Annotated in this window: 7 protein-coding genes and 5 pseudogenes; 5 read left to right on the top strand and 7 right to left on the bottom strand. The window is 59.0% G+C overall.

Going from position 1 to position 10373, the window contains the following annotated elements:
• Positions 1-365: 365 nt before the first annotated feature.
• Positions 366-866 (bottom strand): hypothetical protein, encoded by a 501-nt coding sequence (locus tag C4N04_RS26070; protein ID WP_245425664.1) that lies wholly within the window; start codon positions 864-866, stop codon positions 366-368.
• Positions 867-1206: 340 nt separating this feature from the next.
• Here C4N04_RS26070 and C4N04_RS26080 point away from each other — a divergent pair.
• Positions 1207-1499, top strand: a pseudogene (locus C4N04_RS26080) (aldehyde dehydrogenase family protein); the annotation flags it as partial.
• 79 nt (positions 1500-1578) lie between these two features.
• Here C4N04_RS26080 and C4N04_RS26085 read toward each other — a convergent pair.
• A pseudogene (locus C4N04_RS26085) lies at positions 1579-2492 on the bottom strand (LysR family transcriptional regulator).
• A 139-nt stretch (positions 2493-2631) separates the two neighbouring features.
• On the opposite strand from C4N04_RS26085, the gene C4N04_RS26090 reads away from it, so the two are divergent.
• The 3 genes from C4N04_RS26090 to C4N04_RS26100 all read left to right on the top strand — a co-directional run bounded on the left by C4N04_RS26090 (position 2632) and on the right by C4N04_RS26100 (position 5042).
• A complete protein-coding gene (locus C4N04_RS26090; protein ID WP_106797394.1) occupies positions 2632-3705 on the top strand; it encodes a tartrate dehydrogenase in 1074 nt (357 codons plus the stop codon).
• Positions 3706-3909: 204 nt separating this feature from the next.
• The gene (locus C4N04_RS26095; RefSeq protein WP_096770274.1) at positions 3910-4386 is read left to right on the top strand and encodes an Lrp/AsnC family transcriptional regulator; all 477 of its coding nucleotides are present in this window, start codon (positions 3910-3912) and stop codon (positions 4384-4386) included.
• Positions 4387-4565: 179 nt separating this feature from the next.
• Entirely contained in the window at positions 4566-5042 is a 477-nt protein-coding gene (locus tag C4N04_RS26100) for an Lrp/AsnC family transcriptional regulator (RefSeq protein WP_040112430.1), read from the top strand.
• A gap of 134 nt (positions 5043-5176) precedes the next feature.
• Here the strand turns inward: C4N04_RS26100 and C4N04_RS32290 are convergent.
• The 4 genes and pseudogenes from C4N04_RS32290 to C4N04_RS26120 form a co-directional block, all read right to left on the bottom strand.
• A pseudogene (locus C4N04_RS32290) lies at positions 5177-5325 on the bottom strand (aspartate aminotransferase family protein); the annotation flags it as partial.
• Positions 5326-5337: 12 nt separating this feature from the next.
• Positions 5338-6174 (bottom strand): GNAT family N-acetyltransferase, encoded by an 837-nt coding sequence (locus tag C4N04_RS26110; RefSeq protein ID WP_077988947.1) that lies wholly within the window; start codon positions 6172-6174, stop codon positions 5338-5340.
• 82 nt (positions 6175-6256) lie between these two features.
• Positions 6257-6506, bottom strand: a pseudogene (locus C4N04_RS32295) (aldehyde dehydrogenase family protein); the annotation flags it as partial.
• 176 nt (positions 6507-6682) lie between these two features.
• On the bottom strand, positions 6683-7960 hold the full coding sequence (locus tag C4N04_RS26120) for an FAD-binding oxidoreductase (protein WP_077988946.1): 1278 nt from the start codon (positions 7958-7960) through the stop codon (positions 6683-6685).
• A 695-nt stretch (positions 7961-8655) separates the two neighbouring features.
• Between C4N04_RS26120 and C4N04_RS26125 the strand changes: the two genes are divergently transcribed.
• Complete coding sequence (locus tag C4N04_RS26125; protein WP_077989153.1) at positions 8656-9531, top strand: GNAT family N-acetyltransferase; 876 nt, start codon at positions 8656-8658, stop codon at positions 9529-9531.
• Between the two features lie 402 nt (positions 9532-9933).
• Here the strand turns inward: C4N04_RS26125 and C4N04_RS26130 are convergent.
• Positions 9934-10373: pseudogene (locus C4N04_RS26130) on the bottom strand (acetyl-coenzyme A synthetase); the annotation flags it as partial.

The following is a 10373-nucleotide window of genomic DNA, read 5'->3' on the forward strand; positions in this document are numbered from 1 at the left end:
GACCGTCGTGGCGCGAACCACCCAAAATCGCGCATCGGAAGTGGTCGAGAGCCTTTCCTCTCCCGGTCGGGGACCAAGGTGCCGCTATGTGCTGGACGCCGTGATTGGACTGGAACCGTCAGCCCGGTAATGTAGAATCCCCGCCCGCATCCTTACTTTTGCTCAGAACGATAACTCGCCCATCGAGAGCTTTCGCAGCGCGATGGCGACATTGGCGACGAGCCCTTCCTTTTTCGGACCGCAATCGGGATAGCGGGTCATGTTGTCGCCGTTGTGCATGAAGACATATCCGCCGCGCCCGGCCGGCGTCGGATATTGCCAGATCCAGTCCGACGGTTTCGGATCGTGCTCCGGGCCGACATCGGTCAGCCAGATCGCCCGCCCCGCGCGAGAAATGCGAGCAGATCTTCAGCTCGGCTCTTGAGAAAGAACTCATCATGGCTGCTTGGAATGTAGAGCGTGTCCGTCCTGTCAAGAATCCCGGGGCCGAGCTCGTATTGCGGAACGAACGAGGTTTCCAGGCCGGCCTGTGCGAGGCTTTCCTGCAACCCGTCAGGCTGCCACTCCGATGGGACATGCGAGCATTGCAGATAGGTGAACCGGTTCCTCAAAGGCCGCTCGATGCTGAGCTCGCGGTTCAGCCAGGGATAGAAGGAACGCAGGAACCGCGTGGTCGCCGGCATGAAGCGCTGGCCGTTGTGCGAATGCGGGTCGAGCGTCGAGAGCAGCAAACGCCCGCCGCCCGGCAATGCGGGAAAATCGAGAAACAGACTGCCACGGCCATCGTCGATCTCGAGGATCGAGCGCGCGCTTTCCGGAACATTGTAGGAGCCGCCCCAGTGCCAGCTCATGTGAGACAGCGGCATGCTTTCGGTGATTGGATGATGCGGTTCGGAAAACCTCACACATTATCGCGGCGGGCGACCCATGCGAGGCTCTTGGCTTGGTGGAGGCAGGAATTCGAGGCTATGCATGCCGAGCGTTGCTTTGCGACAATCACCGTTAGCCCGCGTTCGGACTATGGAAGCGGTCGCGCCAGCCGGATTGCAGCCCTCGAGCATTTCCTCGCCGATGTCCAGAGCCGCGCCGATGTTATGCTGATGACATGCGCCGAAGCGGCTCGGCTTCACCAGTCCGCCGCACTCTAGAAAATGCCGCGGGCCGCAGCCCGCCGGCCCGCCACAATGTCGAACAGCGGTTGATCTCATGCATACCTATCCGGACGTAAGGCTTTTCATCGGCGGCGAATGGCGCGACGCCCTGGCTGCGGAGACTATCGCGGTCGTCGATCCGGCGACCGAGGAGGTGATCGGCTGCGTCGCCCATGCGCGTCACGCCGACCTCGATCTCGCGCTGGAAGCGGCCGACAAGGGCTTCACGCTCTGGCGGCAAACGTCGGCCTTCGACCGCTGCAAGCTGATGCGCAGGGCCGCCGACATCTTGCGCTGACGCGCGAGCAGGGCAAACCGCTCCATGAGTCGAGGCGGGAGGTCACAGGTAAGAGGCAAAGGCTGTCCGAACCATGTGGACAGCCATCAGCGACACGTAGCAATACAAAGCAAATGTCGACAAAATCGATCATGCCTGTGCGGAATATCTCGCGAGATTCTGTCTTAGAAGATCAAGCAGAGCATCTCTTTGTGGATCTCGAACTGCTTTCATCCACGCAGCCGCCAACGGCAGTGTCTGCGTCGCCTGGCCGGTCCCGTCGTCAAGAGGGAGAAAGCGGACGCCGGCTGAAGCGAGCGATGATGTCCATCTTGGGACGACGGCGAGACCAAGTCCCGCCGCGACCATGCTGACGATCGTTTGTTTTTCATCGGCTACCTGGGCAATGTATGGGTGAAGGCCTGCCGCCGCAAACATATTCAGAGTAAGATCATAGCTGTGGGGTCTGGATCTCCTGTCCGGTACAATCAGCGGCTCACTCGCTAAATCAGGAAGAGAGATGCTATTATTGTCGGCGAGTACATGCGCGGACGGCACTGCCACGACGGCTGTCTCAGAAAATAAATCCTCGATGGCAAGGTTTTGGCTCATTCCAGAGCGCGGCCTGATGAACGCCAGGTCCAACCCGCCGGCCAAGAGCTTCGGCACAAGCCGAATGGATTTGTCCTCTATCAGTTGGGTTTTGACATCAGGCGCGATTGCTCGGAAGTCCTGGATCAGCGTCGGGAGGAGGCCGGCGGCCGCGCTGTCGATTGCGCCTATGCGCAAGACATGACTGCGTTGCCGCTGGTTCGCGCGAAACCGTTGTTCAAGCTCATTCAGCCGGGCGAGAAGCGGTCTGACCTCCTCCAAGAGAGCGACCCCGTCCTCGGTCAGCGAGACGCTTCGGGTCGTGCGGTACAGCAACTGGCTCCCAACCGACTCTTCGAGCAAGCGGACGTGGCGTCCAAGCGATGCGGGTAGCAATCCTATCCTTTGAGCCGCCCGGCCGAAATGAAGCTCTTCGCAACGGCGATGAAGCAGCGCAACTGTTCAAGCTCCATGTGCCATCTCCCATTATATCGATTTTTTATATAATTTTTTGGTGATTGAGTAAACCGAGCTCCAGGTCCTAGGCTTTAGTCGAGCGGAGAAAGCCCTTCCTTCCTGCGGTGAATGCAAAGGCGCTACTGGAGAAGATTGATGCGTGAATACTCTATCGCAGCCATCCCCGCCGACGGGATAGGCCCCGAGGTCATTGCTGCCGGACGGAGCGTACTCGCAACTCTGGAAGAACGTCTGGGCGATGTGAAATTCACCATCGAAAACTTCGACTGGGGTTCCGACTATTACAAAAAGCACGGCGTGATGATGCCCCGCGACGGGCTTGAGCGGTTGAAGAAATTCGATGCAATCTATTTCGGCGCCGTCGGAGCGCCGGATGTTCCTGACCACATCACCCTATGGGGGCTCAGACTGCCGATCTGCCAGGGCTTCGACCAATATGCCAATGTCCGGCCGACCAAGATGCTTCCAGGTATCACCCCTCCGCTACGCAATTGTGGCGTCGTCGATCTCGACTGGGTGATCGTCCGCGAGAATTCCGAAGGCGAATATTCCGGCAATGGCGGCCGTGCCCATCGCGGCCTGCCGGAGGAAGTTGGAACCGAAGTCGCTATCTTCACGCGCGTCGGCGTCACCCGCATCATGCGCTATGCTTTCAAGCTGGCGCAGGCGCGACCGCGCAAGTTGCTGACGGTGGTGACCAAATCAAATGCCCAGCGACACGGCATGGTCATGTGGGACGAGATCGCCGCCGAAGTGGCTGAAGAATTTCCCGACGTCACCTGGGACAAGATGCTGGTCGATGCCATGACCGTCAGGATGACGCTGAAGCCGCAAAGCCTCGATACAATTGTCGCGACCAATCTGCACGCGGACATCCTCTCCGATCTGGCCGGCGCGCTCGCCGGCAGCATCGGAGTTGCACCCACGGCCAATATCGATCCGCAGCGCCGCTTCCCCTCGATGTTCGAACCGATCCACGGCTCGGCCTTCGACATTACCGGCAAAGGCATTGCCAACCCTGTCGCCACCTTCTGGACTGCGGCCCAGATGCTGGAGCATCTCGGCGAGCAGGAGGCTGCGGCCCGCCTCATGCGCGCTGTCGAGACGGTCACCGGCGCGGGCATCCTCACCCCGGATGTCGGCGGGACGGCCACCACCAAGGAAGTCACGGACGCCGTCTGCGACGCGATCCACTCCTCCAACGCCTAAAGGAGGAACGAACCATGAGTTGGGACGATCAGAAGGCGCGGGGGGCATTGCGTCGTATATTTGACGTTGCCATCGCCAGCCCGGTCCAGCCAAGATCGTCCCGCGGCATCTGCCGCTTCTACCGCAGGGGCGTCGCATCGTCGTCGGCGCCGGAACGGACGCCGACGACATTCGCGCCATTCTCATTAGCGGAGACCAAAGCCCATGAAACTCGACCGTACCGACATCAAGATCCTTCATGAACTGCAGAAGAATGGACGGATCACCAATGTCGAGCTCTCCGAACTAGTCAACCTGTCGCCCAGTCCGTGTCTCATACGCGTAAAGAAGCTGCAGGCGGAGGGCTACATAGAAGGGTATTCGGCTCAGATCGATTTCAACAAGCTTGCTCAGACCCTGACGGTATTCACGGAGATTACCCTGAAGAACCATCAGCAGATCGACTTTGCCCGCTTCCTCGCGACGATCGAGAAGATCGACCAGGTGATGGAATGCCATCTGGTTTCCGGAGGCTACGACTACCTTCTGAAGTTCGTCACGGCGGGGATAGAGGAGTACCAGACGATCATGGAGCGGCTCATCGACATGGAAATCGGCATTGACAAATATTTCAGTTTCATCGTGCTCAAATCCCCGCTCGTGAAAGCGCGTATGCCCTTGACGAGTCTGTTTCAGCTATAAGTCACAGGATCGGCGACGGCAGCATAAAATGCCGTCCCTGCAATTTGCCGCAGTTGTTCGTTCCTCTCAAAACCTCGAAACGCAATCGACATGTTTATCCAACGTGTTAGTCTGACGGCCCGAGACACGGCAGTACACCATGCCGCGCCTCTTTGCAGCTCGACAGGCGGAGTGACGCGATGAAACTCGACCGGATCGATATAAAGATTCTACATGAGTTGCAGAAGAATGGGCGCGTGACCAACGTAGAACTCGCCGAGCTCGTCAACCTTTCCCCGAGCCCCTGCCTGATGCGAGTGAAAAAATTACAGTCGGAAGGTTTTATCGAAGGCTATTCCGCGCAGATCAACGTCGCCAAGCTCGGCCAGACGCTAACGGTTTTCACCGAGATTACCCTGAAGAACCACCGGCAGGTGGACTTCGCCCGTTTCCTGGCGACGGTCGAAAAGGTTGACCAGGTCATTGAATGCCATCTCGTCTCCGGTGGCTATGACTATCTCTTGAAATTCGTTACAGCCGGGATCAGCGAGTATCAGACGATCATGGAGCGACTCTCCGATATGGAGATCGGCATCGACAAATATTTCAGTTTCGTGGTGCTGAAGTCGCCCATTGTCAAAGCCCATATGCCGTTAACGAGTCTGTTTCCTCTGTAGCTTGATCCCGCGCTTTCAATGCCACGGGGGCAGATCCTTGCCGAAATAAGCTCTCCGACCGTTCAGAATGGCGTAGAGCAATCCTCTGACCTCATGGTCGTCGGCTATGTAAACGCGAGCGGAGGTGCTCAGCCTTACAAGACCGCGCGCACATCGGAACCGGTCAGAGTGTCTTCGAGCCTCTGCGGCTGCGCTCGATGATCGCGATGTCATTCGTCGTGCAGCAGAGTGGCGGCGCGCAACCGAGGACACCATTGGCGAAGGCCCGGATGCCCAAGCCACTGAGGCCTCCGGATCACCCGAGCGCCTGGTTGGTGAGAGCAAAGATGGTGGGACCGGAATCTCCAATCGCGATTGGCGGCTTCATCATGGCAATGGCACCGCTCACATGAGGGAGGCCCTGCTCGGAGAGCCATTGGGAAAGGCCGGCCGCGGCGGCGGTGGTATCGACCCTGAGGAACTTGCCGGGCCGCGCGGCAATAAAATAGGAGATGAGTGCCTTGGCGTCGTCGAGGTTCGCGGCGATGACAGGACCGATAACCTCGCCACGGCCAAAAGTGCGAAGGAAGGCGAAACCGGTGACCTTGCCGTCATGGCGTACCACAGCTAATTCACCGGTTTTCGCAAGATATGAAATCAGATCGCTGCGATCAGCTCCGAAAGCCTTTCGATCGAGTTCTTCGATGACAGCGACATCGGTTAGTGTTGCGGCCATCGCGGCCGGTGGCGCGGCTACTCTCTCTGCAATGCCTTGGTGCTGCAAAATGCGGCCGGTCTCACGGAAACCAAACTTTTCGTAAAGCGGAAGACCTTCAGCCGTCGCCACGAGCCGCAACGACCGCTCACCGGCAATGCCTATCGCGGCCTCCATTAGTCTGCGGCCAAGGCCGCGCCCCCGCATGGCCTCGTCGACGATGACCATATTGATCGTAGCGCAGTCTTCCCGATACCGCGTAACTAGGACGGTGCCGACCACCCGGCCGTCCTCGATGGCGACGACGCCCTCACTTAATGCAAGCGCCATCTGCCAATCCTCGGGGCGATGGGGCCAGCCTGCCTGCCGGGAGAGGTTCACGGCGGCACTCAGATGTTCGGGGCTAAAAGCGGCAATATCGATCTGACTTGTCTGCACGACACTTCCTCGGATTTCTTGTGTAAATTGTGAATGAGTGTGAGTAGGCAAATCGACTAAAGGCTGCACTCTCAGTGACATCTTATCGTTTTCCCCTCATGGTCCGCGGCATCTTATGCTGGCACCGAATGACCCACGCGCCCGCCATCAGCTTGTCCTCGGAGCCTACCTGCGCACACTCGCGCCCGAGGCCGGACTGTTTGAAACCGCCAAAAGAGGCTACCTCGGTGAGATGGCGCCGGTGTTAAGTCCGGCCAAGCCGAATTCGAGTGCTGCGCGTCAACACGCCAGGCTCAGCTTTCGGTGTAGACGTAGGCGGCGCGACCAAGAGGCTGGGGCGCCAGTAGATCTCTCCTTTGGACGGGATCAGCGGCTGGCGCTGGTAATGCCGCCTTTGCGCGACGATGCCCCCTCGCCAGGATCAAGGCATCGAAAGCAGCCACAAAACGTCCCTGGCGCGCCAGCACCAGCCCGGCAGAAAGGCGCTAATACGCGGTGCGAAAATCGGTCAGGGCATCAAATCCTTCATTCGGTAATAGGTGCCCACAATAGGCAGGAACCAGGGATTCCCGGCATTCAGCGGAACCGCGGGCCAGGCGAAACCGTCAAGCGGGTTGGCGTCCTTGCGCCCCATGGCCATATCGGCAAGCGCGTTACCCATGAAAGTCGACAACTGGGCTCCGTGGCCGGAATAACCCATGCTGTAAATCACCCCTTCGGCGCTGCCCGCCCGAGGATAACGATCCTGCGTGCAACCGACGAGCCCGCCCCAGCAATAGTCGATCTCGACATTTGCGAGCTGCGGGAATATGCCAACCATCTGCTGGCGCAGAAGCTGACCGGAGCTGACGTTGGTTTTCTGGTTCGATACCGCCGAAAATCTGGCCCGCCCTCCGAACAGCATGCGGTTGTCGGGTGTGAGGCGGAAATAATTGGCGATGTTGAGGGAGTTCGTAAAGTTGCGGTTGCCCGGAACCGCCGCGGCCATCTCCTGCGGGGTGAGCGGTCGTGTCACAATGATGAAGGAAGCGATCGGCATGAGCCTTCGTCGGAAATAGTTGAAGGTGCTCGGCGTATAGGCGTCTGTCGCCAGGATGACCTGGCGCGCGGTTAGCCTGCCTGTCGGCGTGTTGAGCCGCCAGCCATTCCCCACGCGTTCGCGCGCGGTGACGGGGTTACGTTCCCAGATTGCGGCGCCATAGCGGTGGGCCGCCTGCGCCAGGCCGTTGGCGTAGCGTCCCATGTGCATCATCGCGGATTTCGGAGAGAGAATTCCGCCATGGAAGGCATCCGATATCACCTCCTTGCGGAGGTCCTCACGCGTCAGCCATTCGGCTGACGGGTCGACCTCCCGGCGGATTTCTGCACACATCGTTTGGAGCTTGGCCACGTGGGACGGCTTCGATGCCAGCTTGATTTTGCCGCCCCGGCGGAAGTCGCACGCGATCTTTTCATCCTCGATGATCCGCTCAATCATATCGATCGAGTCATCATAGGCTCGCCACAAGCGGCGTGCCCGGTCTTCCCCGAGATGCTGTTTTGCGGCGCTGAAACTTGCGAAATGGCCGCTGTTGAGGTGCCCTCCATTGCGACCGGACGCACCATACCCGACGTGCTCCGCTTCCAGCAGGGCGACCTTCACCCCGGATTGCGCCAGTTTGCGCGCAGCGCTCAGGCCCGTGAAGCCCGCACCGATCACCGCCACCTCGAAATCTCCCGAGACCGGGCCAGCGGTGCCGCTTGCAAATGGGATGGAAGTCTCATGCCAGTAGGAAGCAAATCTCATCACCCCAAGCCCTTATGCTCGTCTGATCGAATGCGTCAAGTATAGGCCTGCTTGCGCTCAATAGTGCGGGGCGATCGGCTGCGTTCCGCAATTATTGGCTTTCTTATGAGGGGCAAACCACAGGATATTCTGTTTGGTGCCATGCGCCCCAGGTGCCGCAGATTTGAACGTGCTCGCTGCCTTCCGCCGCGCCCACCGCGATGAGCGCTCAGTCATAAACGCGAACATGGATCTTGCGCATCGTCTCGATGGAGCATCCGAGTTCCACTCTGCGTCGGCGGCAGGTACGACGTGACAGGTGAGTAGGCAGGCCCTATTGTCGCGCAGATTGAAGCAGCCCCTTCCGGCCATAGGGCGTCACCAGGCCTGCCATCTGGCGACGATTTACCGATCCAATCCGCGATAGCTCCGCTGGAGAATTCACGACGGAGGAAATGCGACCCGTCTGGCGAGAATATCTTTGGCGTTCTTGCGCGAACATGGAGGCGGCTCGGATGACACCACTCTAAGCGGAACTGAGTGTTATTCCTGCCGAATCGCGGCTTTGTTAGGTAAGAAATTGCGGATAATGCCTAAAAGCAAGCCGAACCTGCCGCTCTCTGTATGTAAATATTCTAACAAGATTGCAACCTAAGCCGGGATCAGAGACACTGCCAGCGCGGTGGGCGATCCGGAGGATGGAGCGGATAGCTGAAATGCAAAAATCGGTGCGCCTGAAATCGTTCGAACTAATCGCCCAGGACATCCAAAGCGTTGACGTAAGCCTGCTTCACGCCTTGTCGACCGGCGTCGGCTGGCCGCACCGTCTCAAGGATTGGGAGTTCCTGCGCCGCGCCGGCCGAGGCATCGTCGCCGTGGATGGAATTGGACGCGTCTTCGGAAGTGCAATGTGGTTTCCTCATGGTGACGATTTTGCCACCATCGGGCTCGTGATCACATCGCCTCGCACGCAGGCAGAAGGAAACGGCCGCTGGTTGATGCAACAAGTGTTCGAGCAATGCGGCGACCGCAATCTGGCTCTGAACTCGACCGACGCGGCTTATAAACTCTATCTATCGCTCGGTTTCACAAAGGAAGCGACGGTTTACCAGTATCAGGGAGACGTCGCTCCCGCGCTTCCCGCGCTGCCAGCTTTGAATGGCGAGTTGAGCGCGCTGTCGATCGATAGGATAGAGGAGATTACCGCTCTGGACACATCTGCCTTCGGGACGAACCGAGCGCGATTGCTTGCCCTTCTTGCAGAAGGTGCTGCAATTTGCGTGCTTCGGCGCGGCGGCGAACCTGTCGGCTATTCCATGTGTCGCGAGTTCGGGCGCGGTCACGTGGTCGGCCCTATCGTGGCAAGCAATGATCACGATGCGATGCATCTCGCGGCCGTGCATCTTAAAGATCTGGCTGGTCAATTTGCCCGCGTCGATACACGGGAGAAAGGCCCATTTGCGGACTTTCTTCAACAAAGCCGGCTGGCTATATCCGAGACCGTTACGACCATGTCTAAAGGCCGTCGCTTCCTGAATCGACAAGCGAACGAACCGGCGGTATATGGCCTCGCTGGCCATGCCTTGAGTTAGGCCAGACGAGCGAAAATCCAAAGCTGCGACCATCCAGCACGATGGTATCCCGCTGATCTGCCGCGCGAGACACGCAGACCATCGTGCAGTCAGTTGCCTCTCTCCGGCGGGCGGTCAACAAGACGATGATTGATCCGGCCCGATAGCAATTTGGTCTTGCAATTCCCGCAGTTTCCTTCCTGGCAAGGATCTGCTGACGTTTAATCGTGGTCCGCAAGCACCTGGGTGAGGGTTTTGTCGGCGGCGCAAAATGGCTTTTGCCCGACTTGGCGAGTTTCGACCTCGAGAGCATTGTCACCCACACGGTGTGTTTCACTGGCTCCGAAACGGTCCGAACAGACTGTTACGCCGAAGTTGAACCTCGTGCACCTCTCCTCATCATGTCGAAGGCGAGTGGCATGATTAGGAGCCATCGGTGCGTGATGGCCGAGCCGTTTCCTTGTTCTGCCGGTTGGCGATCAGATCATCGACGACAGCAGGATCGGCAAGTGTCGAGGTGTCGCCGAGCGCACCGAAATCGTCCTCGGCGATCTTGCGCAGAATGCGGCGCATGATCTTGCCCGAGCGGGTCTTCGGCAGGCCGGGGGCAAACTGGATCTTGTCGGGCGAGGCGATCGGCCCGATTTCGGCGCGCACATGTTTGACCAGTTCCTGGCGAAGCGTGTCGGAACCATCATGGCCGGCCATCAGCGTCACGTAGCAATAGATGCCCTGACCCTTGATCGCATGCGGATAACCGACGACCGCAGCTTCCGAAACCAGATTGTGCGAGACCAGCGCCGATTCCACCTCCGCCGTTCCGAGCCGGTGGCCGGAGACGTTGAGCACGTCGTCGACCCGGC

This window comes from Rhizobium sp. H4 (assembly GCF_003013335.1).
GTDB lineage: Bacteria > Pseudomonadota > Alphaproteobacteria > Rhizobiales > Rhizobiaceae > Rhizobium > Rhizobium sophoriradicis.

Bases quoted from the DNA above. Each gene is read 5' to 3' on its own strand.
- C4N04_RS26070 (WP_245425664.1), bottom strand. From the start codon at position 866: ATGCCGCTGTCTCACATGAGCTGGCACTGGGGCGGCTCCTACAATGTT.
- C4N04_RS26090 (WP_106797394.1), top strand. From the start codon at position 2,632: ATGCGTGAATACTCTATCGCAGCCATCCCCGCCGACGGGATAGGCCCC.
- C4N04_RS26095 (WP_096770274.1), top strand. From the start codon at position 3,910: ATGAAACTCGACCGTACCGACATCAAGATCCTTCATGAACTGCAGAAG.
- C4N04_RS26100 (WP_040112430.1), top strand. From the start codon at position 4,566: ATGAAACTCGACCGGATCGATATAAAGATTCTACATGAGTTGCAGAAG.
- C4N04_RS26120 (WP_077988946.1), bottom strand. From the start codon at position 7,960: ATGAGATTTGCTTCCTACTGGCATGAGACTTCCATCCCATTTGCAAGC.
- C4N04_RS26125 (WP_077989153.1), top strand. From the start codon at position 8,656: ATGCAAAAATCGGTGCGCCTGAAATCGTTCGAACTAATCGCCCAGGAC.